Below are 24,779 nucleotides of genomic sequence, written 5' to 3' on the forward strand. Positions count from 1 at the left end.
CTCCTGACAGGAATGGGTTGAGGCCTGAACCTATGAATGCGCGGCAGTGGCGTCAAGATATGGCAGGGCGCGCAGGGCATTTGTCACGATATCGTTGGGTAACACCATAAGCGCGGGGGTCGCGGTCCATAGAATGGCCGTCTCGATCCGTCGATCCGGGTAGATTTGGCGCAGCATATGGGCATAGGCTCCCATCTGGCGCAGCAGCCCGTCGGGGCAGGCCTCAACCGTGCCGGGGACCACGCGGTTCGTCTTGAAATCGACGGCGAGGATATGATCCTCGGTGATCACCAAACGGTCGATTGTGCCGTGCAGGCGCTGGTCTTTGAGGCTGCCAGTCACGGGCACTTCGGCGAGGGTTGTCTTGGCAAACAATGGGGCGAGGGCAGGGGTGTTCAGCACCGCTTCCGCCTCTTCTTCCGCCCGGGCAATCATCTCTGCGGGGTGCGTGCGGGCCAACCGCTCTAGAAAGATCTCCCGGGCATCCGGCCCCATCAGCGGCAGATGTTCCAGCAGTTCATGGACCAGCGTGCCATAGCTTAGCGCGGTGTCCATATCGAGCCCGGCCTCACCCGCAAGCGCCTTGGCTCCGCCGAGATCTGAGGGAGAGAGGGTCTTATCCTCCCCCTTTGGAGAGGGGGCAGAACGGGTGAAAACAGGGTCTAACTCAGGCGTTGTGACGGTTTTGTCAGGCGTCTCTATTATGTCGAGCGCATCCCAATCGCCCTGTTGATAGCGCAGCGTGCCATCGTCGCCCACAGGCTCGGCCCGGAGCCGGGCCAGAGCGGCAGCGGTGATTTGATACCAAGAGGATTCATCTTTCGACAATTCCCCCGCCGCGGCCACGATCAGCCATTTCTCGGCCCGCGTCATGGCGACATAGAACAGGCGGAGCCGCTCTTGCAACGCGGCTTCTTTCATCTCGTCCAGCCGGGCGCGCATGGGCTGGGGCATGTCATCCGCCGGAGCTTTCCAGACGGGGGTGCCATCGACGGTGATGATCTCATCCTTGATCGTCACATCGCGCCGCCCGGTGTCGGGCAGGATCACGATTGGCGCTTCCAGACCCTTGGCGCCATGCACCGTCATCACCCGGATCTGGTTCGACGCGCTGTCGATCTGACGTTTGATTTCCAGATCATCGGTCTGCATCCATTGCAGGAACCCGGTCAGGCTGGGCACCGTGCCGCGCTCGTAAGACAGCGCTTGGCTCAGCATCGCGTTGATCCCATCCTCGGCTTCTGGGCCCAGCCGCGCGAGCAGCTTGCGGCGGCCATCGTGGCGGGTAAGAATGCGTTCGATCAGATCGTAGGGGCGCAGGTAATCGACCTGCCCGCGCAGGTCGCGCAGCACGGCGAGGGTGGCGGCGTGGGCCTCGGTCTGGCCGCGCAGGGCCTGCCAGAGGTGATCCTCTTTGCGGTAATGGGCGAGGGTGAAAAGCTCTTGTTCCGACCAGCCGAAAAGCGGCGATTTCAGCGCGGTGGCAAGCGATAGGTCGTCGTCCGGCGTCGCGAGGAACGACAGGATCGCCGCCAGATCGCGCACTGCCAGTTCGGCCCCGACCTTGAGCCTGTCGGCCCCCGCGATGGGCAGTTCCGCCGCCTTGCAAGCGCGGATAATCTCGGAAAACAAGGCCGAGCGGCGCTGCACGAGGATCAGAAAATCGCCCGGTTGGATGCGCCGCCGCGCCATGCCGCCCTTGCTGTCGTCGGGGAGGTAATGCTCCTCGGTCGTCAACTCCTTGATGCGCCGCGCGATGCGTTCGGCCAGTTGCACCGTGTGATGCCGTGCGCTGCGCCGGTCGACGGGATCGGTCCAATCGCCTTCCTCATCTGGTCCCGCCTTTTCGATGAAGGGCCAAAGATCAACGCGGCCGGGCAGGCGATCTTTGAAGGCCATATGGCCTTCATTGGCGAAACCGATCTGGATCGCGGGGTCGAAAACCCCATCGACCGCCTGCAAAATCGCCGACGAGGAGCGGAAGGAATAGGCAAGGCTGCGGCGCTGGAAAAACTGCCCGGCCTCACCGATCTTCTGTTCGAATGTCGCGCCTTTGCGGTCCAGTTCTTCCGGGTCCGCGCCTTGGAAAGAATAGATTGATTGCTTCTTGTCACCCACGACGAAGAGCGTGCGATCCACCTCGTTGCGCGCCCCGGCGCCCGAGTAAAATTCATCTGTCAGCCGTTCGATCACGTCCCATTGCCGGGGGGAGGTGTCCTGCGCCTCGTCGACAAGGATATGGTCGATGCCGCCGTCGATGCGGAACAGCACCCAAGCGGCCACGGCCTTGTCGGTCAGCAATGCGCGGGCTTTAAGGATCAGATCGTCAAAGTCGAGCCAGCCGCGCTTTTGTTTCTCATCCGCATAACGTTCAAGAAAACGCGCCGCGAAACGGTGGAGCACATAGGATTTGCGCGCCGTCTTTAGTGCCAAACGGGCTTCGCGGGCATCTTCGACGCGTTGCATCAATTGCTCAAGCTGCGGCATCTGTTCGGCGATGACCTTTTGCGTCGGCTTGGTCGGGAAACTGCCGATCTTGGCGGTAAAGGGCGCCTTGGCGCCGCTGCCGGTCAGAAGGATGTTTTCGAGCTGGGGCAGGGCGGAAAGATCATAGCGGTCGATCTCTTGCAGCGCCGCGCCCGCCTTGCCATCGTTGCCGCCTTTGGCCAGCAGATGGGGAATGATCTCCGCCATCATCGCCGCTTCGCTGCCGAGGAAAACCGAGGCTGCGATATTCTCTTCGGTCAGGTCTTCGGGCTGCGCGAAAAGCGTCAGGATCTCGGGCAAAGAGCGGGGCGCGGCGAAGGCGTCGCGCTGGCCTACGATGCTACGGGTAAGGCTGGCGAAATCCTCGCCGGTGTAGTGCCGCGCAATATCAGCAACCAGCGGGGCGTCTTCGCTTTCGGCCATCTCATCGACGATCTCGGCCCGCAGCAGATCGGCGGCGCGGTCTTCGATCTCGGTGAACTGCGGGCTGACCTGCGCCTCCAACGGGAAGCGGCGCAGAAGGGCCGCGCAGAAAGAGTGGATGGTCTGAATTTTCAGCCCGCCGGGCGTTTCAATCGCGCGGGCAAAAAGGGTGCGGGCATTGCGCAGTTGCTCGGGCGTCAATTCCCCCTGAACGCCAAGATCGGCCAAGGCGCTGCGCAGCGTCTCATCTTTCAGCATGGCCCATTCGCCCAAACGTTTGAACAGACGGTTTTGCATCTCTGAGGCCGCCGCCTTGGTATAGGTCAGGCAAAGGATATGCTGCGGCTCCACGTCATCCAGCAGCAGCCGCGCCACCCGGTCGGTCAGCACGCGGGTCTTGCCAGAGCCCGCATTCGCCGTCAGCCAGGTGGAAGCATCGGGCCGCGCCGCTTCGATCTGGGCGCGGGTGGCATCGTTGAAATCACGCATCATTCCAGATCCTCCGGTCGGGCGGGGCTGGTGCCGTCCCATTCCCCGAACCGCGCCAATTGGTTGAAGTTTCCGGCAAAGGCATCGCTTTGCACCATCCGCCGCGCGGTAAAGCCCTGCCCCTCATCAAGGTAGCGCGAGAGCAGCGCGTGCAGACCGGCCAGCACCTCTTGCGGGTTTTCCTCCTCCAGCGGGGCGGGGACTTCGACGGGTTTCGAGCCAAGACCGATAAAGGCGGCATGGGCAACATGGGCCACGCCCACCTCGGGAAAACCGCCGCGTTCGACCATCGCCGCTTCGATCAAGAGTTGCTTGTCGAAAAGCCGCTGTTCCTTTTTGCCGGGCGGGGTGCCGGTCTTGTAGTCGTAGATCAGCACGTCGCCATCGTCAGTCTGGTCGATCCGGTCGGCAAAGCCGCTGAGTGTAAAGCCGAGGTCGGCAAAGGTGTGGCTGCCCCGCGCGCCCTGCTCGAAGGCGACGGGGCTGGAGAATGCGGCCCGTTGGCTTTCGCGGGCGATGAACCAATCGGCGATCCGGTCGATGCGGGCCAGCCACATCGCGCGGGCAGCGGGCCATGGGGCTTCTTCCTCCAGCACCTCGGCGGCCACTTGCATCAGCGTGTCCCGGGTCAGCCGCGCTGGGTCGCGGGCGACCAGTTTGACGAAATCTTCCATGATGCGGTGCAGGACGATGCCCCGCACGGGCGCGTCCGGCGATTGCACCAGCGGGTTGATCGGGCGCAGTTTCAGGCTGTGTTTGGCATAGATCGCATAAGGGTCGCGGATCAGCGTCTTGATCTCGGTCACCGACAGTTTGCGCGGGCGCGCCGCACGCGGCGGGCGCGGCGAAGGGCGCGGGGCCGGGGCGGAGCGCTCTACTGCTTCCAAGGCACGCACCTGATCCAGCCAGTTGTTGCCACGCTGCTGCATGGCCTTCCACGCCTCCGGCCCGCCAGTGTCGCCCAAGCCGCCCAGCAAGTTGCCCAAGCGGTTCAGCCAGCGAGACGGCACCATCTCGGCCTCGTCCGAGCGGATCGCGCGGGTGATCCAAACTTCGGGGCTGGCGATGGCCTGTTGATAGTCATGCGCCGACAGGCCGATGCGCCGTTCGGGCAGCAGCAGCCCGGCTTTCTCGCGCATCTGACGGTTGAGCCATGGATCGGGCGGCGGCGCTTCGGGCCATGTGCCTTCGTTCAGACCGCCGAGGATGACCAACTCGGCCCCCTGAACCCGTGCCTCCATCGTGCCCCAGATCATAATGTCGGGATGGGGGGTATCGGCCTCGCGCACCTCTTCTTGGGCCAAGAGCGCGCCCAAGAGATCGGCATAATCGGCGGCGTTCATCGCCCCGCCGTGGGCCGCATGTTCCGTGAGGTTCGCCATCACCGCCTCGGCCGAAATGCCCGCGCCTTGCTGCCAAAGCAGGTGGTCGGGATCGGCGGGTTGACCGGCGGCGATCTTGTCGGCCAGCGCCAGATGCGCGGCGACGCAATCGGGCAGGGGCCGCTCTCCGGGGGTGTCATGGCCGGGGAAGGTCTCGCCCAGCCAAGCGACCCAATCGCGGAAACCGCTGGGGTCTTCCATCCGTTTCGCGGCGCGCTCTGCAATCTCGGCCAAGCCTTCGGCATCGGGATAGGGCAACCCGTGGCGGCGGATCTCAGCCTCTAAGCGCTGGGTATAGAGCTGATGGAAATTGCGCCCCGCGCCGCTGTGGGTCAGCGGGTGTTTCAACAGGGTCAGCAGCGCTTCGGCATCCAGTTTTCGGACAAAGAGCGCTGCCACATGGCGCAGGAACCGCCCCGGCGGGGAGAGTTGCAGCGGCATCCCGGCGCTGTCGTCGGGCAGGATGCTCCACCGGTCGAGCGCGGCGGTGACCTGCCGGGTGAGCATCCGGTCGGGGGTGATCAAGGCGGCTTTCACGCCATCCTCGGCAGCTTGGCGCAGGCGCAGCGCGATGGCCAAAGCTTCGACCCGCGGGGTGGGCGCTTCGATCAGGGTGATGTCAGTGGTGGCACCTTGCAGGTCTTCCAGCTTCGGCCCTTCGTTCAGCCAGGCATGGGTTACGGGCGCAGGCCGGAGCGAGAGCGACACCAGCTTGTTGCGGGCGGTGGAAACCGGGGGCATCTCGCACCACGGTGCGATTGCGCCGCGCACCACGCCGAGCATATTCATCAGCTTGCGGAAGCGGTATTGCGGGTGATCCTCGGCCAAAAGCGCCTGATCCAATTCGTTCCAGACGGCGGTCGGCATCTCGAAATCGAACCCCGGCAGGATGATCGCGCCTTGCGGCAGCCGGGCCACGGCCTCCATCAGCAGCGCCGTGGTCCCGCGCGAGCCGGTGGACCCGGCAAGGATCACCGGATGCTGCGGTGGCGCGTCCTGCCAACGGGCGATGATCCGGGCGACCAACTGCCGCCGACGTGCTTCGGCATCCGGGCGGGTGGTGGTTTGGCCCAGATAGTCATGCGCGATGGCGAGGAAGCGTTGCGCCCGCTCCCAGTGGGCCGAGAGGTTGCCAACGTCCAGCCCGGCCACCGTCTCGGGCGAGACGCCTTCGCCCTGCATTTCGTCGATCAGCCCCGCAAGACTGTCCGACAGCGCATAGAGCGAGGCGCGCGGCGCGAGATCGGGTGCGGCATCCAGAAGGCGTGACACCAGTTGAATGAGTTCCAGCCGCCGTTGCAGCGGCGGTGTCGGGGCGGGCAACGCAATGCCGGGGGCCAATGCATCAAGGTCGGTGATCAGCCGGATGCGCGGCAGGAAGCCTGCCGGACCTGCGTCGAAATCATGACGCAGCCGGCGCGCCATGCGGTTGGTGTTGACCAGCAACTCGACACGGGCCATCGCCTCGGGCGGGCCATTCTCCAACCGGTCGCACAGCCCGCGCACCAATCCGCGCGGGAAATCGACACCGGGGGCGAGGCCAAAGACCCGGGGACTGTCCTGCGGCTCAAACATCGGCACCTGCCAAGAGGCTTTCGGCAAGGAGAATGCCGCCGGGGTGGCCGACGTCGCACCAGCGTCCGGTATAGGGCAGGCCAAACAGCGTCCCCCGTGCCAGCATCATGTCCCACAACAGGTTGAGCGAGAATGCCTTGGCTTCGATATCGGCCAACAGGTCGGTCTTGATGATCTGCACCCCGCCATAGACCTCGCCCGGCCCGCGTTGCAGACGACCATCCGCGGCGCGGATAAAGTCGCCCGTGCCGCCGTGGCCGAGGGTGTTTTCCAACGGCACGGTCATCAAAAGCGCGTCCATCCGCGCCGGATCCCATGCGTCGCGCAGCATCCTGAGCGGGTTTGCCCCGGCCCAGATCGCGTCACTGTTCATGGTGAATACCGGACCCGCGCCCAGCAGTGGCAGCGCATTGCGCAAACCGCCGCCAGTGTCGAGGATCTGAGGCGTTTCGATCACCGTTTGCACATTCTGCGCTTTCAGATGTGCCTCCAACTGGTCGGGCAGGTAGTGCAGGTTCGCCACGATCCGCGCAGGCGATATCCCGCGGGCAAGGTCGAGCGCATGGTCGATCAACGGGCGGCCCGCGACCGGCACCATGGGCTTGGGTTGGCTCCGGGTGAGATGTTTCATACGCGTGCCGAACCCGGCCGCGAACATCATGATGGCGTCGGGATTGTCGCGCATTGGCTTTTCAGATGCTCCAGAAATTCGGGGGTCGGCGGGGGCAGCGCGCCTGCGATTGCTTCCGCCACATCGGCAAGCGCGGGATGGCGCAGGTTATGGTGCAGATGCTGCCAGACACGCGGGATTAAATCGACGTAATGCGGTTTTCCGTCGCGCAGACAGAGACGCGCAAAGATACCCAAGATGCGCAGATTTCGCTGGGCACCGAGCAGCGCATAGGCACGGCGAAATGCGGTGTCATCCTGCCCGGTTTGGGCAAGATAGTCGTCGATGATCTGCGCCTCCACCGCGCGGGGCACATCGCGACGGGCGTCTTGCAGGATGGAGACGAGATCATAGGCCGGATGACCCAGCAGCGCGTCTTGGAAATCTAGCAAACCGACCCGCGCCGCCCTTTCGCGCTGCGGCAGCCAGAGCAGGTTCTCGGCATGGTAGTCGCGCAGGATCACGACCTTTGGGCTTTCATCCAGCTGAGCGGCGAGCGGGCGGAAAGCCTGCGCGAAAGCGGCGTTTGCGCTCTGCCCGCCTGCGGGCGCGTAGAAGTCGAAGGCGGGGGCCGCCATATCGGTCAGCCAACCGGCATCGCACATTGGCAGATCCGGCAGGGGGGCAGCGTGCAGTTTGACCAAAACGTCAGCCGCCGCGCGGTAGAGGGGGAGTTCCCAAGCCGGATCCGCCGCCATGAGCCGCGCAAAGAGGTCATCGCCGAGGTCTTCGATCAGCAGAAGGCCATTGTCATTGTCCGCATGGTAAATCTTGGGCGCGCTGAGGCCACAGCTTGTCAGATGCGCCGCGACATGACGGAAGGGTCGCACGTCTTCGCCGCGTTCCGGCGGGGCGTCCATCAAGATGGCGCGCGCGCCATCCGCTTTGCGCAGCCGGTCATACCGCCGGTTGGAGGCATCGCCCGCCAGCAGCCTGCGGGCGGCTTCGGCCCAGCCGGCGGTTTGCAAAAAACCTTCGATCAATGCGGCGCGTTCGGTCATTTGCGCCACGCCGCCAGCTTCTCCGCCCAACCGCCGCCGGACCATTCTGCGGTCAGCCTTCGGCTGTCTTCTTCGGTGCCGGGGCTGAGGCTGATTTGTAACGCAGCGGCGGGTGCGAGCGGGCCGAGCCGGTCCGGCCATTCCACCAGACAGATCGCATCGTGAAAGGCGCCGATCAGCCCCAGTTCCTCAATCTCATGGGTGGAGGTCAGCCGGTAGAGATCGGCGTGCCAGATCGCGCTGCTTGTCGCGTCATAGGTCTGCACCAGCGTGAAGGTGGGCGAGGGGATATCCTCGGGGTGATCGAGCAATTCGGTGATCAGCGCGCGGGCGAAATGGGTCTTGCCCGCGCCGACATCGCCGCTGAGCAGGATGACATCACCGGGGGACAGGCGGCAGGCCAGTTGCCGGGCGCGCCCGGCGGTGTCATCGGGGCCGCTGAGCAGGAGGGAAAGGGTATCGTCGGACATGCCCCATGCTTAGCGTCCCGACGCGCAGCCGCAAGATTAAAGCGGCCGGGAATGCCCTAGTTGGAGGGTTGCCGCCGGTCGCCCGCCGAGGGGGCGCGGGTAGGCTCCGACCGGCCCGCGCCGATGGGGATCGGGCGAAAGCGAATGAGCGTGGCACCAGATGCGATGGCCGAGACCTCGCAAGAAAGCGGCGCGCCCTGATGCGGGTAGATGGGCATGTTCCAGCCCGCACGGTTGCCCCGGCCCATGACGAATTCCGCAACATCGGGCCAGAGCGGATTGGCCGCCGACATTTCCTGCCAAACACGGATCGCATCGTAGATGGTGATTTCGGCAAAGCTTTTGTCCGGGTCCTGTTTCCACCGGGCGCGATAGGCGGCGTTGCAAAAGGTCAGCACGCCGGAGGCGGAGAAGACGGCGAAACCGTCTTCAAGTCTGTCGAGCAGGCTTTGGCTCTGTTCAAGTTCGGCGCGGAAATTGCGGGTCAGGGTCACCTCGGCGGTGATGTCTTCGATCAGGAAAGCGGTGGCGCCATCGGGGTGGGGCCGGCCCCGGATGCTGTAGGTCTGGCCGTTCTCCAGCGACCAAGTCTCTTGATAGCGGCCATCGGTTGCGGCGGCGATAACTTCGGCGATTTCGTGACGCCAATTCTTGTAATCCTTCGGCTCTGGCATGCGGCGGCTTTCGCGCAATTGGTCAAAGAAAGAGACCATCGTAGGCCGGGCGCTGAGAAAGGGGGCAGGCAGGTCGGTCAGGTCCACCAGCGCGGGGTTGAACAGGGCCAACTGCCCGTTGCGGTCAAAGATCGCCAGTCCGATGGACAGATGCGCAAAGGTTTTGGCGAGGGTTTGGACAAAGTTGCGCTGCGCCTCTTCGGCGGCGACCACGGCGTTGATGCAGGTGGCGTGGTAGACCTGCACATTATCCTCGGTCGTGGTGGTGAGCGCGTACCAATCGGGCTTTTCCCCATCGCTACGGCGCAGACAGACGCGGTTGGGGTGATCGGGCGAGGGCGTGCTGAACAAGGCGGCGCCGCCGCAGTCCGGGTCTGGTTGGGCCTTGCGTTTCAGGGCCCCGTAGGCCCGGTTGTGCCAGATGATATGCCCGCCCGCATCGGTCTGCCACGCGGGGTTTGGGCTGGCTTCGCAGGCGCGGCGCAGGGCGGCGAGTTTCTGAAAGGTTTCTTCCGTGATCTCTTCGGTCGCGCGGGTCTGGGGCAGGTGCAGCCAACAGAGCGCGTCGCGCCAAGTGATCCGCAGCTCCAACGGGCTGTCGCCATCCTCTGCCCTAAGGGTCAGATTGCCGGTGGCCCCATGCCGGGGCGTGCGGGGGAATTCGGGAAACCGCGACAGCAGCGCGTCGCGAATATCCTCCCACTGGTGGTAGCCGGGGGCGAGGGCAAAGCGGGTCAGCGCATTGTCGGAGCCATGGACCAACTGCCCCTCTTCGAACAGCAGGCTCATGTCGTCGATGCCGGGGGGGGCCGCCGCCGGTCGGCCCGCAGCCGAGCCGAGCCACCAAAGAGCGGCCAGCGCGGTGACGAAGGCGGCGGCAAGCACGATGATGACATCCGGCAATGCCATGACGGAGAACCCTTTCGGCAAATGCGACGCCCTATTTTGAGCGCCAAAGGTTAACCGTGCGTTAACAAAAGCGCCGATCCCGCCCTCAGGCCGTCAGACGTTGGTTCTCGCCCATCACGCTGTCATCGGGGCCAAGGTCCAACAGGCGGCGTGGCCAGACGACTTCGACCACAGCGCCGCTGTCAGCGGGGGGCAGCCCGCGCAGCCAACCACTGTCGGACCCATTGGCAAAGCGCAGCCGCGCGCCGGAGCGTTCGAGGAAGGTTTTGGCAATGAACAGCCCCAGCCCCATGCCCTCGTATTCGGGCCGCGCCGTCTCGCTCGATGCACCCCCTCGGCGGCGCAAAAACGGATCGCCGATCCGGCCCAAATGCTGCGGCGGGAAGCCCGGCCCGTTGTCGATGATCCGCACCGAGATATCCTCTGCGGACCATTCGGTTTCGATCCAAACCGTGGTTTCGGCGAAATCCACGGCGTTCTGCACCAGATTGCGCAGCCCGTGGATGATCTCGGGCTTGCGCGGGATCGTCGGGGCGCGGGCCGGGTCTCGGGCCATCGGATTGTCGGAAAACATCACCGTCTTACCGCGCTCCAGATGCGGCTCGGCGGCCTCTTTCACCACGGCGGTCAGCTGCGCGCGCTGCATGTGTAGATCGTCTTTCCCGATGCGGCCCATGTCGCGCAGGATATCCCGGCAGCGGTCGGCCTGATCGCGGATCAGCGCGGCATCTTCGGCCAGATCGGGACGGTCTTCCAGATCGCCCAGCAGTTCGGTGCTGGCCAGTTTGATCGTGGCAAGGGGCGTTCCCAATTCATGCGCGGCGGCGGCGACGACGCCGCTGAGGTCAGAGAGTTTCTGCTCCCGTGCCAGCACCATCTGCGTGGCAGAGAGCGCGTCGGCCATGGAGTGGACCTCGGTCGTGACGCGCCGCGAATAGGCGCTGGTAAAGACGATGGCGATCAGCAGTGCCGCCCAATGGCCAAAGACGAAGATGCCGGGCTGGCGCAGCACATCGCCCGATTGCGTCACCAGCGGCAGATGCCACAGCGCCAGCACCGAGGCCGCGATAATCGCCGTGCCGCCCAGAACCAGTGTCGAGCGCAGGCTGAGCGCGGTGGCCGAGATCGTCACCGGGGCCAGCAGCAGCAGTGCAAAGGGATTGTGGAGCCCGCCGGTCAGCGCCAGAAGCGCGGTCAGTTGCAACAGGTCGAAGAGCACCATGGCGAGGTTCTCACGCTCGGACAGGCGTTTGTTCTGCGGAAAGACGAAGGCCGCGACAAGGTTGCCCACCACCGAGGCCCCGATTGTCAGGTAACATAGGCCAAAGGCCAGTTGCAGCCCAAGCGCCCATTGCGCCACGGTGACGGCGGTCAACTGTCCGGCGATGGCGAACCAGCGCAGCAGGATCATCGTGCGCAGGCGGATCCAACTGGCGCGGGTGCGCCCATCGAGGGGCCGGATATTTGCCTGCGTCATCTTAGCCCCATCACTTTATTGCGTCTTGCATCACCTGCCATCTAGCGTAGGTCTGCGGCGAAACACGATCAAGACCGGCCAGCATGGCGGAGGACTGACATGAAACGAATGATTGCATTTGGTGCGGCTGGGGTTGCGGCGGTATTTCTGGCCGGGACGGCTTTCATGGTGCTGCGGGGCGAGGACGATCCCTATGCCTCTTGCCGGTCGAGCCAGGTGGCGGGCGGCGACATCGGTGGGCCGTTTGAATTGGTGAATGGGGCGGGCGAAACCGTGACCGATGCCGATGTCATCAAAGAACCAGCCTTGCTTTATTTCGGCTATACCTCCTGCCCCGATGTCTGCCCGCTGGACGTGGACCGCAACGCGGCGGCGACAGAGATTCTTGAGGAGCGCGGCCAGAGCATCACGCCGGTTTTCATCACCGTCGACCCTGTGCGCGACACGCCCGAAGTGGTCGGTGATTTTGCCGAGGTGATGCACCCGCGCATGGTCGGGCTGACCGGCTCGCCCGAGCAGGTCAAAGCCGCCAGCCAAGCCTACCGCACCTACTACAAGGCCCACCCGGCGGACGAGAATGGTGAATACCTCGTCGATCATTCGACCTTCAGCTATCTGGTCATGCCCGAGGAAGGCGTCGTCGACTTTTTCCGCCGTGAAGTACGCCCCGAGCAGATGGCCGACAGCATTGGCTGCTTCCTCGATCAAAGCTGAAATTGACCCGCCGCCATGGCCGCCCCATATTAGCCTTTGAGAGGGGACGTTGATGCAGGATATATCTGACTTGGGCCCGGACCGCAGTTTGCTTTTGGTCGATGACGATGAGCCGTTTCTGCGCCGTTTGGCCAAGGCGATGGAGAAACGCGGCTTTGAGGTGGAAACCGCAGGCTCTGTCGCGGCGGGCAAGGCCATCGCCACCGCGCGCCCCCCGGCCTTTGCCGTGGTCGATCTGCGGCTTCAGGATGGCAACGGGCTCGACGTGGTCGAAGTCCTGCGGGACAAACGCGCGGATGCGCGGGTGGTCGTGCTGACGGGCTATGGTGCGATTGCCACGGCGGTGGCGGCGGTGAAATCCGGGGCGACGGATTACCTGTCGAAACCCGCCGACGCCAATGACATCGTCAACGCGCTTTTGGCGACCGGAGGGGACTTGCCCGAACCACCGGAAAACCCGATGAGCGCGGATCGCGTGCGGTGGGAGCATATCCAACGGGTCTATGAACTGTGTGACCGCAACGTCTCGGAAACGGCCCGGCGGTTGAACATGCACCGACGCACCCTGCAGCGTATCCTCGCTAAGCGCTCGCCGCGCTAAAGCTCGAACCGTTTCCAGATTTTATCGACGCGGGTGCCATCGGCCAATGTGCAGTCTGGCAGCCGTCTGAAATCCTCGAACCCGCGGCTTTGGTAATAGGCCAGCCCGCCCTGATTGTCGGCGCGGATGATGGCGTGGATATGGGCATAGCCCAGTTCCCGTGCCGCCTGTTTGGTCCGGTCGAACAGGGCCGAGCCGATGCCGAACCCCTTCTCTCCCAACCGCACGAAAGTTGCGACATCCACACCGCCTTCGGGCAGGTCGGGGTGGGGTTCGATGTATTGAAAGCCTTTCAGCACGCCCTGCTCGTCCTCCGCCAGATGCCACGCGCTGTCGGGCGCGGCCATCCAGCCTTGCAACTCGCGCGGGGTGACGGGGCTGACTATGGCGGTGGTCCCGCCCTTGGCGATGATCGCGTTCAGCAATTCGGCCAAGGCGCGGGTATCGAGCGCCCCGGCGCGGCGGATGTGGATCACGCCATGTCGCGCAGCAGCGCCGCGTGGCGTTCGGTGAACTCGGCCCGCACCTCGACCGGCGGGCGCAGCAGGATGCTCAGCCCCTCCATCAGTGCCGTATCGGGGCGGCCAAAGAAACGGGTCGCCTCGGTCTCGGAGAAGCCGGCGATCTGGCTGGCCTCCATCCAAGCGCTGACGCGATCCGCCTTCTTGATCTGCTGCTTCACCCGCACCGGCAGGCTGGCGGGAAGGCCGAAACGGAGGTGCACAGCAGTGGTCAGCCGCTCATCCAAAGCGCGATAATCCGGGCCCACGGCGGTTTTCACAGGCGAGATCATGTCGCCGATCACATATTCCGGCGCATCATGCAACAAGGCGGCCAAGCGCCATTTCGCAGGCGCGCGGGGGGCGATGCGGGCGAATATCGTCTCGACCAAAAGCGAATGTTCGGCCACCGAGTAGGCATAGTCACCCCGCGTCTGACCGTTCCAGCGCGCGACAAAGGCCAGACCATGGGCGATATCTTCGATCTCAATATCGACCGGGGTGGGGTCCAGCAGATCAAGCCGTCGACCTGACAGCATCCTTTGCCATGCGCGTGGTTTCTGCGCCATCAGCTGTGGTCCTTACCTCGTGAGCCTTGGGAACAAATCCCTGTCAAACCTGTTCATCCCACGAAGGAGATGATCATGAAACCCGTTTTTTCCGGTACGATAGTTGCAGTTACCTTGGCCACCCTCGCCGGTGCCGCACAGGCAGAAGAAGTCTGCATGCCCGCCAAGGAAATGAAGTCCGCCCTGATTGATTGGTACGGCGAAGAGCCTGTGCCGGGTCAGCGCGAGGACAACAATCAGCTTTGGGCATCGGATCAATCGGGGACATGGACCTTGGTCAAGACATTGGCCGACGGCAACGCCTGCGTGCTGGCCCAAGGTGACGATTGGATGGCGGGTCTGTCGGGTGATAAGCAACTGGCCGCTCTTCAAGAGTGATCCGGCGCGGCCTTTCCCCATTCACATTGAGAATTCGCGGCGAAGGTGCTAACCGCCCTGCAACACTTCAAACAGGAGCGCCGCATGGCCCACGACTATATTGTTAAAGATATCAATCTGGCGGCCTACGGGCGTAAAGAGCTGGACATCGCCGAGACCGAGATGCCGGGCCTGATGGCGCTGCGCGAGGAATATGGTGACAGCAAACCGCTGAAGGGCGCGCGGATCGTCGGCTCATTGCACATGACCATCCAGACCGCCGTTCTGATCGAAACATTGGTCGCCCTTGGTGCAGATGTACGTTGGGCGTCTTGCAATATCTTTTCGACCCAAGATCACGCGGCGGCGGCCATCGCCGAAGCGGGCGTGCCGGTCTTTGCCATTAAAGGTCAGTCGCTGGTTGAGCATTGGGATTACCTTGACAAATCCTTCATGTTCCCCGAAGGCCCGAACCTGATCCTCGACGATGGCGGCGACGCGACGCTCTATATTTTGCTGGGTGCGCGGGTGGAAAATGGCGAAGACGCGCTGATCGCCGTGCCGAAGTCCGAAGAGGAAGAGGCGATCTTTGCCCAGATCAAAAAGCGCATGGCCGAAAGCCCCGGCTGGTTCACCAAAATGCGCGACCAGATCAAAGGCGTGTCTGAGGAGACCACGACCGGCGTTCATCGTCTCTATGACCTCGTGAAACAGGGCCAGCTGCCCTTCCCCGCGATCAATGTGAACGACTCTGTCACCAAGTCGAAGTTCGACAACAAGTATGGCTGCAAGGAAAGCCTCGTCGACGGTATCCGCCGCGCCACCGATACAATGATGGCGGGCAAGGTCGCTGTCGTCATGGGCTATGGCGACGTGGGCAAAGGCTCCGCCGCGTCTCTGCGCGGTGCGGGTGCCCGCGTGAAAGTCACCGAAGTCGACCCGATCTGCGCGTTGCAAGCCGCGATGGACGGTTTCGAGGTGGTGCTATTGGAAGACGTGGTCGCGACCGCCGATATCTTCATCACCACCACCGGCAACAAAGACGTGATCCGCATCGAGCATATGCGCGAGATGAAGGACATGGCCATCGTCGGCAACATCGGCCACTTCGACAACGAAATCCAAGTCGCCGCGCTGAAGAACCACAAGTGGACCAACATCAAAGAGCAGGTGGACATGATCGAGATGCCGAATGGCAATCGACTGATCCTGCTTTCGGAAGGCCGTCTGCTGAACCTCGGCAATGCCACCGGCCACCCGTCTTTCGTGATGTCCGCCTCCTTCACCAACCAAGTGCTGGCGCAGATCGAACTGTGGGAAAACACCGACAAATACGAGAATGACGTCTATATCCTGCCCAAACATCTGGATGAGAAAGTCGCCCGTCTGCACCTCGATCGGATTGGTGTGAAACTGTCGAAGCTGAACCCGGAACAGGCTGCTTATATCGGTGTGACGCCCGAAGGGCCGTTCAAGCCCGAGCATTACCGCTACTAAACGGGAAGAGTTCCCTCTTTCAGCAGATTTCTACGCCGTCCCGCAGTCACCGGGGCGGCGTTTTTATTTCAAGTGACTGAGATATATAGGAAAATTTCCTCAATCGGCGGATTCAAGCACATATCTGCCAGCGGCGGATGGCGGGCGGAACATAGTCAATCGGGCGGTGTTTCATCCCCAGACCATTGAAAAGGAGTATCGAAGATGAAACGTACATTCCTGAAGTCCACCGTCGCCGCCCTCGCTCTGACCGCGGGCACCGCATTTGCTCAGACCGCCGACACCGAAGCAGGTGCTGCTGCGGAAGCCGAGGCCACAATCTCAAGCGAGAGCGCTACAGACACGGCCAACGATCTGACCGCCACTGTAGAGCAGCAGGCGAAGAAGACCGCCGAAATGTCGCGCGAGAATTCCGATGACTATGAAGGAACCAACGACGCTAACGCCACCGATGAGGTTCTGACCGCGCCGACACAAGGCGCAGAGTTCGAAGGTGAGACCGAAGTCGACAACGAAGCGGAGCTGACCGCCGAGACCGATGGCGCAACGCCAACGACTGAAGCCGAAGCGGATCTGGCCGGGAACGCCGATTCAGAGTCGAATTCGACCCTGAGCACCGACACCAGCGGCACAGCCACGACGGAAACAGACACCGATGTGGCAGCCGATGACGACACTGATATCGACAGCGAGATGACTGCCGAAATCGAAAGCGAGTCCGAGACTGAACTCGACGAAAACGTCGCTTCCGACACCGAAGCGAACATGGAAACCGACGTAACCCGGACCGACACCGGCATGAGCAACGCATTCTCCGGCATGGTGGTTGGTGATCTGATCGGCCTGACCGTGGTCGAAGCGGATGGCGACACCATCGGTGATGTCGACTATGTCATCAAGACTGACGAAGGCTATGCCGCAGTGGTTGGCGTGGGCGGCTTCCTCGGCTTGGGTGAACACACCGTCGCCGTGCCACTTGAACAAATCTCAATGGCCGCCGAGAACGACCTGAAGCTGAGCTCTTGGACCAAAGCCGAGTTGGAAGCCCAGCCGGAAGTCGATGAAGATACAATCGAAGGTCTGGAAGATGACGTTCGTCTTGACGACGCTTCTTAAGCGACAACTGATATCCTGACCAAGAGGCGCCCCATTCGGGCGCCTCTTTTTCTGGCGGCCACGGCGCCAGCCCCGCCGCGCTCAAAATAAATCTTTTGCAATACAGGGATATCGCCTTAGGCTCCGGTCTCAGGAACCCCTGAAGGGCCGAAGACACTATTGGGAGAGATTTTATGGGCAAGCGTGACGAATGGATCGCCAAATACGCAGAAGACCTGAAGAACAAATGCGGCATGGAGCCGGATATGGACCTTTTGACCAAGGTGACCATCGGCTGCGGTCCCTCGATCTATAACGCCGACGCGCAGACGGTGTCTTCCAGCGATACGGCTGAATTGAATACCGTGAAGGACAATTTCCTGATCAAGAAGCTTGGCCTGCCGGATGATGAGCATCTTATGGGCGGCATTCAAAAGGTGATCGAGACCTATGGCCGGTCCGAGCGGAACAAGTACCGCGCGGTGGTCTATTACATGCTGGTCAAACACTTCGGCAAAGAGTCTGTCTACGGCTAAGCAAGCCCTAAGAAGCTTATCAAATCCTTACGCTGGACGCGCGCTTGGTTAAGCGCGCGTTTCGTTTTTGCGCGGGCTTTGACAGAGTAGAAAGTTGAGTAAATCACTGTTTTTTGCTATCACGCGTATATCGGTGAAAGTGGCCGTGAGCGTTACGAACATGTGTGGTGGTTATGGGAGCACATGGGGTGAGAAGGGTTCTGGCGGGGTGCCGGAACCCTTTTTCGTAAACGCCGATGCGCTGTTAATGTCAGGGCGCGGTCTTGCCCAAGGCGCAGATATGCTGCCATTCCGCGTCAGTGACAGGTTGCACGGAAAGGCGCGAATTTTTCACCAGAACCATGTCCTCCAGCCGTGGGTCCGCTTTGATATTATCCAAACTGACCGGTTGGGCGAAGGACCGCACCGCTTTGATGTCCACACATTCCCAGCGTGGGTCATCGGTGCTGCTGTCGGGGTGAGCCTCGGCGCAGACTTCCACGATGCCGACGATCTCACGGTCCTTTTGCGAGTGGTAAAAGAACCCGAGGTCACCAATGTTCATCTCACGCATGAAATTGCGCGCCTGATAGTTGCGCACCCCGTCCCACTCCTCACCCGCATCGCCCTTGGCCATCTGGTCGGCCCAGCTCCAAGTTGCGGGTTCGGATTTGAACAACCAATAGGCCATCAGCCGATCACCCGGTTCCAGTGGGTCAGGGTCACGCTTTGGAACAGGCCGGCCTTGGCATAGGGGTCATTCGCGGCCCAATCTTCGGCTGCGGCCATATCGGGCACGTCCAGAATGATGAGCGAACCGATCATGCCGCCTTCGGCGTCCAAAAGCGGGCCAGCTTGGGCCACGGCATCGCTGGACTTCAGATAGGCCAGATGGTCGGGCCGGTTTTCCTGACGGATCGGCAGGCCATCGGCTTTGTCATGGGCGATCAGGGCAACGAACATATCATTCTTCCTTTAGAGGGCGGGTCAGCAAAGATTTCATGGCACCAGCCACATCTAACTGGTTGTCGAGCAATCCGGCAACCGCGCGGGTGATCGGCATATCAAGCGTTGCTTCGCGCGCCAGTGCATCGACGGCGCGGGCGGTCGCGGCCCCTTCGACCGTGGTCGACGGGTCAAAGGGGGTGCCTTGCCCCAGCGATTGCCCCAAACGGTAGTTGCGCGATTGCTCAGAGGTGCAGGTCAGCGTCAGATCGCCAAAGCCGGAGAGCCCGGCCAGCGTCGTCGGCTCGGCCTTCAGATGGGCGGCGAGGCGCTGCATTTCGGCGTATCCGCGGGTCATCAACGCGGCGCGGGCGCTTTCGCCCAGACCCGCCCCAATCGCGGCCCCGCTGGCGATGGCGACAACATTTTTCAGCGCCCCGCCCAGTTCCGCGCCGGTGGTATCCGTGGTGCGGTAAAGCCGCAGGTTCGCCGTGGTGAGTTCCGCCTGCAGCTGTTCGCCCGCCGCAGGGTCAGCACAGGCCAGGGTCAGCGCGGTGGGCAGACCCCGTGCGATATCGGCGGCAAAGCTCGGCCCCGTCAGGATCGCGGCGGTGGCCTCGGGAAGGGTCTCTTCGATCACGCTGACCGGCCCCACGCCGGTGCTGAGTTCGATGCCTTTGCAGCAGGCGACCAAATGTTTCCCGTGAAGCGCGGCGCGATGTTCCTCCAACACACTGCGCAGTTTCTGCATCGGTACGGCCAGCAAAAGGATCTCGGCCTCAGCGGCTTGGGCAAGGCTTTCGGTCACGCTGAGCGTCTCGGGGAAAGGGCAGCCGGGCAGGCGTTTGGCGTTCTCGCGCCGTGCGGCCATGTCCCCCGCGTCACGCGCCCAGAGCGTCACCGGCCCTTTGCCGGCAAGCGATATGGCCAGCGCCGTGCCGAATGCCCCTGCGCCGAGGATGGAGACGCTCATGCCTTAGCCCCCTTCTTGCCACTGCCCAGCATCGACGGGCGCGCGGTGTCCAGCGGCCAGCGGGGGCGTGCGGCAAGGGTCAGGTCATCGGCCTCCCGCAGGGCGGCCTGCTCTCCGGCCGCGAAGGCGATCATCGCGGCGTTGTCGGTGCAAAGCGCCAAGGGTGGCGCCACAAAGGTGGCCTCTTGCGCTGCCGCAACCGTCTCTAACGCAGCGCGGATGGACTTGTTCGCCGCCACGCCCCCCGCCACGCAAAGGCTCCGCGCACCCTCTGCCGGATACTCCGCAAAGGCGCGGCGTGTTTTATGGGCCAGCACATCGACCACGGCGGCTTGAAACCCTGCGGCAAGATCCGCCTGATCCTGTCGCGTCAGCCCGCCACGTTCCGCCACGCATGTGTCACGGGCGCGCAGCACGGCGGTTTTCAAACCCGAGAAGGACATGTCGCAGCCGTCGCGATCCAGCAGGGGGCGCGGCAGGGCAAAGCGCGTCGCATCGCCCTTTTTGGCCCATTCTTCGATCGACGGCCCGCCCGGCTGGGGCAGGCCCAACAGCCGCGCAACCTTGTCAAATGCCTCTCCCGGGGCATCGTCGATGGTACCGCCGAGACGGTCGAAGCTTTCGGGCCCGCGCACCAGTAGAAACTGACAATGCCCGCCCGAGACCAGCAACATCAGATAGGGATAGGGCACGTCATCGGTCAGCCGCGGGGTCAGCGCGTGTCCCGCGAGGTGGTTCACCCCGTAAAGCGGCTTGCCCGTCGCCGCCGAGAGCCCCTTGGCGCACATCACGCCCGACACCACGCCGCCGATCAGCCCCGGCCCGGCGGTCACTGCGATGGCGTCGATCTGCGGCAGGCCGATCCCGGCCTCGGCCAAGGCATCCTCGACACAATGGTCCAATTTCTCGGCATGGGCGCGGGCGGCGATTTCGGGGACGACGCCGCCAAAGTCGGCGTGCAACTCGGTCTGGCCCGCCACGACCGAGGCCAGCACCTTGCCGCGCCCGTCTTCCTCCATGCGCACCACGGCGGCAGCGGTATCGTCGCAACTGCTTTCCAAACCAAGGATCAAGCGGGTCTGAGACTGGGTAGAGGGCATGGGGGCTTTCCGTTGCAAGGCACCTGTACCGCAGGTAACACCGCTAACACGCGCAAACAATGCCGGAGCCTTGCGATGCCGCAGCCAAGATTGCTTCTGACACGTCCCCAGCCCGGTGCCGCGCAGTTTCTGGACCGGCTTTCGCCCGCGCTGCGCGACGGGGCCGTGATCTCTCCGCTGATCGAGATTACCGCGACGGATGCCCCTGTTGATCTTTCACCCTATGCCGGGGTGATCTTTACCTCGGCCAATGCCGTGGCCCATGCGCCGCCGGGGGACGGGCGGCCCGCCTATTGCGTCGGCCCGCAGACCACGGCGGCGGCGGGCAAAGCGGGCTGGCAGGCGCAGATGGTTGGGTTAGATGCCGAGGCGCTGATCGCGACCCTGTCGGAGCGCGCCCAGACCGGCCCGCTGTTGCACCTTGCCGGGCGGCACCGGCGGGCAGATATTGCCGGTATTTTAAGCGCCGCAGGTCTGAAAGTGGAAACCGCCACGATCTATGACCAAACCCTTCTGCCGCTCTCTACCGCCGCGCAGACCCTTCTAAGTGGCCCGGACCCCGTTATCGTGCCGCTGTTTTCCCCGCGCAGCGCGCAGCATTTCGCGCGCGAGGCCGCTTCGACGGAACGGGTCATCGCTCTGTCGATCAGCCGCGCCGCCGCGCAGGCGCTTGAAGCTCTGCCGCTCTATGCGCATGATGTCGCCGCAGAACCCACCGGCGAAGCCATGGCAGAGGCCGTTGAAAAACTTTTCCGCTGCACCACCTTGCCTTGAGGGGCATAGGTATGCCGGGTAAGCTCGCCGTTGCGAGTGAATGACAGGTTCAGAATCGAAAGGCGTGAGGCGTGGCAAAACCCAAAAAGACGGTCAGCAAAAGCGAAGCGGACAAGACCACAGCCGATCAAACGCCTCCTGCGGCGGATAAGGCGACAACGGCGGGGAACGCCGAGGCCCAGAAACCTATCCAAAGCGATGGAAAAGCTACGGAGCCGGCAAAGCCCGACGCGCCCAAGACCGAGGGTGCCAAGCCCGGCGCGGCGAAAACTGAAACAGTCAAGGCCGACTTGTCGAAGACATCCAGCACCACGCCTACAACGGACAAGCCCACGCCTGCGGCCAAGCCGGACGACAAAGCCCCGGCCAAGCCCGAGAGCACTACACCAGCTAAAGATAAGCCCGAGAGCGCTACATCGGCCAAAGAGACGAAGCCCCAGACGGCTTCGCCCAAGGACGATCCCAAAACAAGCGCCACCAGCGCTGCACCCAAGGACAAACCGGCCGCTGATCCCGCGCCCTCGCGCGCCTCGGCGGCTGCGTCCAAGCCGAGCGGTAGCTCCTCCAAACCCGCGCCGGAAAAGACCGAAAAGCCAAGCGCAGCCACGTCCAAGCCGACGCCACCGCCCGCCTCGACCCCGGCGCCTGAGCCCGCCCCGAAAGAGCGCAAGCGCCCTGTGTTCTTTCCCATGCTGCTGGGCGGTGCCATCGCTGCGGGGCTCGGCTTTGCCGCATCTGAATATGACGTATTGGGCACCCGCGTACAAAGCGCGGCGGAATTGCAAAGCGCGATGGAAGCGCAGCAGGCCCGCATCGCGGAACTGGAAGCCCGGGTCGCAGCGCCTGCCACCCTGCCCGAAAGCCTGCCGCAGGTCGACGCACTGCGCGAAGAACTGACAGCCAGCCGCGATACACTCTCGGCGCTGCAAAGCCAATTGGCCGAGATCGACGCCCGCCTCACCATGGTCGAAAAGCAGCCCGCCACCGGCGGGGACAATCAAGTTGCAGTCGCGGCCTTTGAGCGTGAGATGGAAGCCCTGCGTGCCTCTGTCGCCGAACAGCGCAGCGAGATCGAGAGCCTGCTGGAAAACGCAAAAACCGCTGAAGAGGCAACAGCCGCCGCCGCGGAAGCGGCCCGTGCCCAGACCGCGATGACCCAGATGAACGCTGCAATCAGCGCCGGTCGCCCCTTCGAAGCGCCGTTGGCCGAGTTGCAGCAGGCTGGGGTCGACGACATACCCGAAACCCTGCGTGAAAGCGCCGCGGGCGGAGTTGTCACCCTCGCCAATCTCCAAGCGCGCTATCCCGATGCCGCGCGGCAGGCGCTGGCCACCGCCCGTGCCGCCGTGCCGGAAGAGGGCGAAGGCGGCTTTGGCAGTTTCTTGAAACGTCAACTCGGTGCCCGCTCGGTCGCGCCGCGCGAGGGGACGGATGCCGATGCTGTCCTGTCTCGTGCCGAAGCGGCGGTGCGCGATGGCCGCTTGACCGATGCGTTGGCCGAGATCGACACGCTGCCGGCCCCCGCGCAGGACGCGATGGCGGAATGGCTGGCCGATGCCCGCGCGCGTCAGGCGGCTGAAACCGCCGCCAATGAACTCTCCCAACGCCTGACGGCCAACTGAGGAACGAAAAATGCTCTGGTCTCTTATTAAAATCGTTCTTTTCGTCGTGCTGGTCGCCGCTCTGGCTTGGGGCGCAGGCTTTTTGTTGGAAAGCGAAGGCGGCATTCAACTGACCGTGGCGGGCACGGAATATACCCTAGGGCCGCTGCAATCGGTGATCGCCGTTTTGCTGCTGATGTTTGCGGTTTGGGTGTTGCTCAAGATCGTGTCGCTGCTTTCGGCGGTCTGGCATTTCCTGAATGGCGATGAGACGGCGCTGTCGCGCTATTTTGACCGCAACCGCGAGCGTAAGGGCTATGAGGCGCTGTCGGACGGGTTGATGGCGCTGGCCAGCGGCGAGGGTCAGGTCGCGATGGCCAAGGCCGCCAAGGCGGACCGCTATCTCAAACGCCCGGCACTGACCAATCTGCTGACCGCACAGGCGGCGGAGCTGGCGGGGGACCGTCGCAAGGCTGAGCGGACCTATCGCAAGCTGGTCGAAGACGAAAAGACCCGTTTCGTCGGCGTGCGCGGCATCATGAAACAGAAGCTGGCCGACGGAGATACCGAAACGGCGCTGAAACTGGCCGAAAAGGCTTTTGCCCTGAAGCCCAAACATGAGGAAACTGGCGATACCCTGCTGAAGTTGCAGGCCGAGAAACATGATTGGGTCGGGGCGCGCAGCACCCTGCAGGCCAAGTATAAAAACGGCCATCTGCCGCGCGATGTGCACAAACGCCGCGACGCGGTTCTGGCACTCTCCGAGGCGCGCGAGGTGATCGACGAGGGCAACAGTGTCGAGGCCCGCGAGGCCGCGATCGAAGCCAACCGCCTGTCGCCCGATCTGGTGCCCGCCGCCGTGATGGCCGCGCGCAGCTATATCGCGCAGGACAAGCCCCGCAATGCTTCCAAAGTGCTGCAAAAGGCGTGGAGCGTGCAGCCGCATCCCGATCTTGCCGCCGCCTTTGCCGAAATTCAGCCGGATGAGACACCGCCGCAGCGGATCAAACGGTTCCGCGCGCTGACCAAATCTCAGCCCGACCATCCCGAGACCAAAATGCTGCTGGCCGAACTGCACATCGCCAACGAAGACTTCCCCGAAGCGCGCCGGGCGCTCGGCAATCTGGTCGAGACCGATCCCTCGGCCCGGTCCGTCACCCTGATGGCAGCGATTGAGCGGGGCGAAGGCGCGCCGGACACCGTGGTCAAAGGCTGGCTGACACGCGCGCTAAACGTCTCGCGCGGGCCGCAGTGGATTTGCGAGAACTGCCACCACATCCATGCCGAATGGGTGCCGATCTGCGAGAACTGCAAGAGCTTCGACACGCTGGAATGGAAGACACCGCCGCTGTCGGAAGTGGCCATGCCGAGCGGTGTTCAGATGCTGCCGCTGATCGTCGGCGCGCCGGAAACGACCCCAACGGAAGGGGCGCTGACCACGCGGACGGAGGATATCGAAGACGCGGAACTGGTGACTGAGCCGGAAAAGCCGACCGATCCCGAGACGCCCAGGAAAGCCCCGGACCCTACAGCTTGATGTCGTAGGTGACCCAATTGGTCCGGGTGGCCAGCCTGTCATAAACACCACGGCCGCGGTAGTTATCCTCGGCCGTGATCCAGCGGACGAGGCTCCAGCCGCGTTTCTGGGCGATCTTCTTGACCTCGCCGATCAGCGCGTCGGCAGCGCCGCTGCCACGGGCTTCGGGGGCCACGAAAAGATCGTCGAGGAAACAACCCGTTGCCGCCGCCAAAGGGCGGGCGAAATGCCGGAAATGGGTCAGTCCGATCACCCGTCCTTCGGCATCTTCGCAAACCAACCCTTCGACTTCGGTCAGCGGATCATGCAGCCAAGACCAGACCCGCGCGCGCATCTCGGGGGTCTGCTCGACTTTATAGAATTCGGCATAGCCTTGATAAAGCCGCTCCCAATCAGCGCGGTCATGGTCTCTCACGGTTCGGATGGTAAGGTCGGACATGGCGG

24 protein-coding genes are annotated in these 24,779 nt (G+C 63.3%); 9 read left to right on the forward strand and 15 right to left on the reverse strand.

Annotated features, from left to right (window positions below):
• Nucleotides 1-30: 30 nt before the first annotated feature.
• From addA to regB, 7 genes are all read right to left on the reverse strand, one after another.
• Complete coding sequence (gene addA / locus ACGYK7_RS01280) at nt 31-3,402, reverse strand: double-strand break repair helicase AddA (RefSeq protein WP_394398267.1); 3,372 nt, start codon at nt 3,400-3,402, stop codon at nt 31-33.
• A complete protein-coding gene (gene addB / locus ACGYK7_RS01285; protein WP_394398906.1) occupies nt 3,399-6,356 on the reverse strand; it encodes a double-strand break repair protein AddB in 2,958 nt (985 codons plus the stop codon). Before addB ends, addA begins: the two co-directional genes overlap by 4 nt.
• On the reverse strand, nt 6,349-7,041 hold the full coding sequence (locus tag ACGYK7_RS01290; RefSeq protein WP_394398269.1) for a nucleotidyltransferase family protein: 693 nt from the start codon (nt 7,039-7,041) through the stop codon (nt 6,349-6,351). The genes addB and ACGYK7_RS01290 overlap by 8 nt, the downstream gene beginning before the upstream one ends.
• Nucleotides 7,014-8,027: an aminoglycoside phosphotransferase family protein gene (locus ACGYK7_RS01295; protein WP_394398271.1), complete on the reverse strand. Its 1,014-nt coding sequence runs from the start codon at nt 8,025-8,027 to the stop codon at nt 7,014-7,016. Before ACGYK7_RS01295 ends, ACGYK7_RS01290 begins: the two co-directional genes overlap by 28 nt.
• Nucleotides 8,024-8,497: a tRNA (adenosine(37)-N6)-threonylcarbamoyltransferase complex ATPase subunit type 1 TsaE gene (gene tsaE, locus ACGYK7_RS01300; RefSeq protein ID WP_394398273.1), complete on the reverse strand. Its 474-nt coding sequence runs from the start codon at nt 8,495-8,497 to the stop codon at nt 8,024-8,026. Before tsaE ends, ACGYK7_RS01295 begins: the two co-directional genes overlap by 4 nt.
• Before the next feature lie 56 nt (nt 8,498-8,553).
• On the reverse strand, nt 8,554-10,080 hold the full coding sequence (locus ACGYK7_RS01305) for a PAS-domain containing protein (protein WP_394398274.1): 1,527 nt from the start codon (nt 10,078-10,080) through the stop codon (nt 8,554-8,556).
• 85 nt (nt 10,081-10,165) lie between these two features.
• Nucleotides 10,166-11,557 (reverse strand): sensor histidine kinase RegB, encoded by a 1,392-nt coding sequence (gene regB, locus ACGYK7_RS01310; RefSeq protein WP_394398276.1) that lies wholly within the window; start codon nt 11,555-11,557, stop codon nt 10,166-10,168.
• Between the two features lie 99 nt (nt 11,558-11,656).
• Between regB and ACGYK7_RS01315 the strand changes: the two genes are divergently transcribed.
• The gene (locus ACGYK7_RS01315; protein WP_394398278.1) at nt 11,657-12,271 is read left to right on the forward strand and encodes an SCO family protein; all 615 of its coding nucleotides are present in this window, start codon (nt 11,657-11,659) and stop codon (nt 12,269-12,271) included.
• A gap of 52 nt (nt 12,272-12,323) precedes the next feature.
• Nucleotides 12,324-12,872: an ActR/PrrA/RegA family redox response regulator transcription factor gene (locus tag ACGYK7_RS01320; protein ID WP_067935816.1), complete on the forward strand. Its 549-nt coding sequence runs from the start codon at nt 12,324-12,326 to the stop codon at nt 12,870-12,872.
• Here ACGYK7_RS01320 and ACGYK7_RS01325 read toward each other — a convergent pair.
• Entirely contained in the window at nt 12,869-13,348 is a 480-nt protein-coding gene (locus ACGYK7_RS01325) for a GNAT family N-acetyltransferase (RefSeq protein ID WP_394398280.1), read from the reverse strand. The genes ACGYK7_RS01320 and ACGYK7_RS01325 overlap by 4 nt on opposite strands.
• Nucleotides 13,345-13,941, reverse strand: coding sequence for an HD domain-containing protein (locus ACGYK7_RS01330; protein ID WP_394398282.1), 597 nt, complete (start codon nt 13,939-13,941; stop codon nt 13,345-13,347). Before ACGYK7_RS01330 ends, ACGYK7_RS01325 begins: the two co-directional genes overlap by 4 nt.
• Nucleotides 13,942-14,016: 75 nt before the next feature.
• Between ACGYK7_RS01330 and ACGYK7_RS01335 the strand changes: the two genes are divergently transcribed.
• The 4 genes from ACGYK7_RS01335 to ACGYK7_RS01350 all read left to right on the forward strand — a co-directional run bounded on the left by ACGYK7_RS01335 (nt 14,017) and on the right by ACGYK7_RS01350 (nt 17,426).
• Nucleotides 14,017-14,319 (forward strand): S-adenosyl-L-homocysteine hydrolase, encoded by a 303-nt coding sequence (locus tag ACGYK7_RS01335; protein ID WP_394398284.1) that lies wholly within the window; start codon nt 14,017-14,019, stop codon nt 14,317-14,319.
• A gap of 84 nt (nt 14,320-14,403) precedes the next feature.
• Nucleotides 14,404-15,795 carry an adenosylhomocysteinase gene (gene ahcY, locus ACGYK7_RS01340; RefSeq protein WP_394398286.1) on the forward strand — a complete coding sequence of 464 codons (1,392 nt, stop codon included), beginning with the start codon at nt 14,404-14,406 and terminating at the stop codon, nt 15,793-15,795.
• 204 nt (nt 15,796-15,999) lie between these two features.
• Nucleotides 16,000-16,911: a PRC-barrel domain-containing protein gene (locus tag ACGYK7_RS01345; protein WP_394398288.1), complete on the forward strand. Its 912-nt coding sequence runs from the start codon at nt 16,000-16,002 to the stop codon at nt 16,909-16,911.
• Nucleotides 16,912-17,084: 173 nt separating this feature from the next.
• The gene (locus ACGYK7_RS01350; RefSeq protein ID WP_394398290.1) at nt 17,085-17,426 is read left to right on the forward strand and encodes a DUF2853 family protein; all 342 of its coding nucleotides are present in this window, start codon (nt 17,085-17,087) and stop codon (nt 17,424-17,426) included.
• A 250-nt stretch (nt 17,427-17,676) separates the two neighbouring features.
• Here ACGYK7_RS01350 and ACGYK7_RS01355 read toward each other — a convergent pair whose 3' ends face one another.
• Genes ACGYK7_RS01355 through tsaD form a run of 4 tightly spaced genes read right to left on the reverse strand, consistent with a single transcriptional unit; the run spans nt 17,677 to nt 20,423 of the window.
• Nucleotides 17,677-18,096: an EVE domain-containing protein gene (locus tag ACGYK7_RS01355; protein ID WP_394398292.1), complete on the reverse strand. Its 420-nt coding sequence runs from the start codon at nt 18,094-18,096 to the stop codon at nt 17,677-17,679.
• Nucleotides 18,096-18,368: a YciI family protein gene (locus ACGYK7_RS01360; RefSeq protein WP_067268301.1), complete on the reverse strand. Its 273-nt coding sequence runs from the start codon at nt 18,366-18,368 to the stop codon at nt 18,096-18,098. The genes ACGYK7_RS01355 and ACGYK7_RS01360 overlap by 1 nt, the downstream gene beginning before the upstream one ends.
• Before the next feature lies 1 nt (nt 18,369).
• Nucleotides 18,370-19,323 (reverse strand): NAD(P)H-dependent glycerol-3-phosphate dehydrogenase, encoded by a 954-nt coding sequence (locus tag ACGYK7_RS01365; RefSeq protein ID WP_394398294.1) that lies wholly within the window; start codon nt 19,321-19,323, stop codon nt 18,370-18,372.
• Nucleotides 19,320-20,423 (reverse strand): tRNA (adenosine(37)-N6)-threonylcarbamoyltransferase complex transferase subunit TsaD, encoded by a 1,104-nt coding sequence (gene tsaD / locus ACGYK7_RS01370; protein ID WP_394398296.1) that lies wholly within the window; start codon nt 20,421-20,423, stop codon nt 19,320-19,322. Before tsaD ends, ACGYK7_RS01365 begins: the two co-directional genes overlap by 4 nt.
• Before the next feature lie 75 nt (nt 20,424-20,498).
• Here tsaD and ACGYK7_RS01375 point away from each other — a divergent pair, with 75 nt between their 5' ends.
• The gene (locus tag ACGYK7_RS01375; RefSeq protein WP_394398298.1) at nt 20,499-21,197 is read left to right on the forward strand and encodes a uroporphyrinogen-III synthase; all 699 of its coding nucleotides are present in this window, start codon (nt 20,499-20,501) and stop codon (nt 21,195-21,197) included.
• A gap of 127 nt (nt 21,198-21,324) precedes the next feature.
• On the opposite strand, the gene ACGYK7_RS01380 is transcribed toward ACGYK7_RS01375, so the two are convergent.
• Complete coding sequence (locus tag ACGYK7_RS01380; RefSeq protein ID WP_394398300.1) at nt 21,325-21,888, reverse strand: hypothetical protein; 564 nt, start codon at nt 21,886-21,888, stop codon at nt 21,325-21,327.
• On the opposite strand from ACGYK7_RS01380, the gene ACGYK7_RS01385 reads away from it, so the two are divergent.
• Complete coding sequence (locus ACGYK7_RS01385) at nt 21,887-22,819, forward strand: COG4223 family protein (protein ID WP_394398302.1); 933 nt, start codon at nt 21,887-21,889, stop codon at nt 22,817-22,819. The two genes, ACGYK7_RS01380 and ACGYK7_RS01385, sit on opposite strands and share 2 nt — an antisense overlap.
• 10 nt (nt 22,820-22,829) lie before the next feature.
• Nucleotides 22,830-24,335, forward strand: a complete 1,506-nt coding sequence (locus tag ACGYK7_RS01390; protein WP_394398306.1) for a heme biosynthesis protein HemY — start codon at nt 22,830-22,832, stop codon at nt 24,333-24,335.
• Here ACGYK7_RS01390 and ACGYK7_RS01395 read toward each other — a convergent pair.
• Nucleotides 24,325-24,774, reverse strand: coding sequence for a GNAT family N-acetyltransferase (locus tag ACGYK7_RS01395; RefSeq protein ID WP_067268284.1), 450 nt, complete (start codon nt 24,772-24,774; stop codon nt 24,325-24,327). The two genes, ACGYK7_RS01390 and ACGYK7_RS01395, sit on opposite strands and share 11 nt — an antisense overlap.
• Nucleotides 24,775-24,779: the final 5 nt, after the last annotated feature.

The sequence above is a fragment of the Sulfitobacter sp. 1A15299 genome, assembly GCF_043556915.1.
Taxonomy (GTDB): Bacteria; Pseudomonadota; Alphaproteobacteria; order Rhodobacterales; family Rhodobacteraceae; genus Sulfitobacter.

What these genes read in the sequence shown, in the direction of transcription:
- addA (WP_394398267.1), bottom strand. Translation starts at nt 3,402, where the DNA reads ATGATGCGTGATTTCAACGATGCCACCCGCGCCCAGATCGAAGCGGCG.
- addB (WP_394398906.1), bottom strand. Translation starts at nt 6,356, where the DNA reads ATGTTTGAGCCGCAGGACAGTCCCCGGGTCTTTGGCCTCGCCCCCGGT.
- ACGYK7_RS01290 (WP_394398269.1), bottom strand. Translation starts at nt 7,041, where the DNA reads ATGCGCGACAATCCCGACGCCATCATGATGTTCGCGGCCGGGTTCGGC.
- ACGYK7_RS01295 (WP_394398271.1), bottom strand. Translation starts at nt 8,027, where the DNA reads ATGACCGAACGCGCCGCATTGATCGAAGGTTTTTTGCAAACCGCCGGC.
- tsaE (WP_394398273.1), bottom strand. Translation starts at nt 8,497, where the DNA reads ATGTCCGACGATACCCTTTCCCTCCTGCTCAGCGGCCCCGATGACACC.
- ACGYK7_RS01305 (WP_394398274.1), bottom strand. Translation starts at nt 10,080, where the DNA reads ATGGCATTGCCGGATGTCATCATCGTGCTTGCCGCCGCCTTCGTCACC.
- regB (WP_394398276.1), bottom strand. Translation starts at nt 11,557, where the DNA reads ATGACGCAGGCAAATATCCGGCCCCTCGATGGGCGCACCCGCGCCAGT.
- ACGYK7_RS01315 (WP_394398278.1), top strand. Translation starts at nt 11,657, where the DNA reads ATGAAACGAATGATTGCATTTGGTGCGGCTGGGGTTGCGGCGGTATTT.
- ACGYK7_RS01320 (WP_067935816.1), top strand. Translation starts at nt 12,324, where the DNA reads ATGCAGGATATATCTGACTTGGGCCCGGACCGCAGTTTGCTTTTGGTC.
- ACGYK7_RS01330 (WP_394398282.1), bottom strand. Translation starts at nt 13,941, where the DNA reads ATGGCGCAGAAACCACGCGCATGGCAAAGGATGCTGTCAGGTCGACGG.
- ACGYK7_RS01335 (WP_394398284.1), top strand. Translation starts at nt 14,017, where the DNA reads ATGAAACCCGTTTTTTCCGGTACGATAGTTGCAGTTACCTTGGCCACC.
- ahcY (WP_394398286.1), top strand. Translation starts at nt 14,404, where the DNA reads ATGGCCCACGACTATATTGTTAAAGATATCAATCTGGCGGCCTACGGG.
- ACGYK7_RS01345 (WP_394398288.1), top strand. Translation starts at nt 16,000, where the DNA reads ATGAAACGTACATTCCTGAAGTCCACCGTCGCCGCCCTCGCTCTGACC.
- ACGYK7_RS01350 (WP_394398290.1), top strand. Translation starts at nt 17,085, where the DNA reads ATGGGCAAGCGTGACGAATGGATCGCCAAATACGCAGAAGACCTGAAG.
- ACGYK7_RS01355 (WP_394398292.1), bottom strand. Translation starts at nt 18,096, where the DNA reads ATGGCCTATTGGTTGTTCAAATCCGAACCCGCAACTTGGAGCTGGGCC.
- ACGYK7_RS01360 (WP_067268301.1), bottom strand. Translation starts at nt 18,368, where the DNA reads ATGTTCGTTGCCCTGATCGCCCATGACAAAGCCGATGGCCTGCCGATC.
- ACGYK7_RS01365 (WP_394398294.1), bottom strand. Translation starts at nt 19,323, where the DNA reads ATGAGCGTCTCCATCCTCGGCGCAGGGGCATTCGGCACGGCGCTGGCC.
- tsaD (WP_394398296.1), bottom strand. Translation starts at nt 20,423, where the DNA reads ATGCCCTCTACCCAGTCTCAGACCCGCTTGATCCTTGGTTTGGAAAGC.
- ACGYK7_RS01375 (WP_394398298.1), top strand. Translation starts at nt 20,499, where the DNA reads ATGCCGCAGCCAAGATTGCTTCTGACACGTCCCCAGCCCGGTGCCGCG.
- ACGYK7_RS01385 (WP_394398302.1), top strand. Translation starts at nt 21,887, where the DNA reads ATGCTGCTGGGCGGTGCCATCGCTGCGGGGCTCGGCTTTGCCGCATCT.
- ACGYK7_RS01380 (WP_394398300.1), bottom strand. Translation starts at nt 21,888, where the DNA reads ATGGGAAAGAACACAGGGCGCTTGCGCTCTTTCGGGGCGGGCTCAGGC.
- ACGYK7_RS01390 (WP_394398306.1), top strand. Translation starts at nt 22,830, where the DNA reads ATGCTCTGGTCTCTTATTAAAATCGTTCTTTTCGTCGTGCTGGTCGCC.
- ACGYK7_RS01395 (WP_067268284.1), bottom strand. Translation starts at nt 24,774, where the DNA reads ATGTCCGACCTTACCATCCGAACCGTGAGAGACCATGACCGCGCTGAT.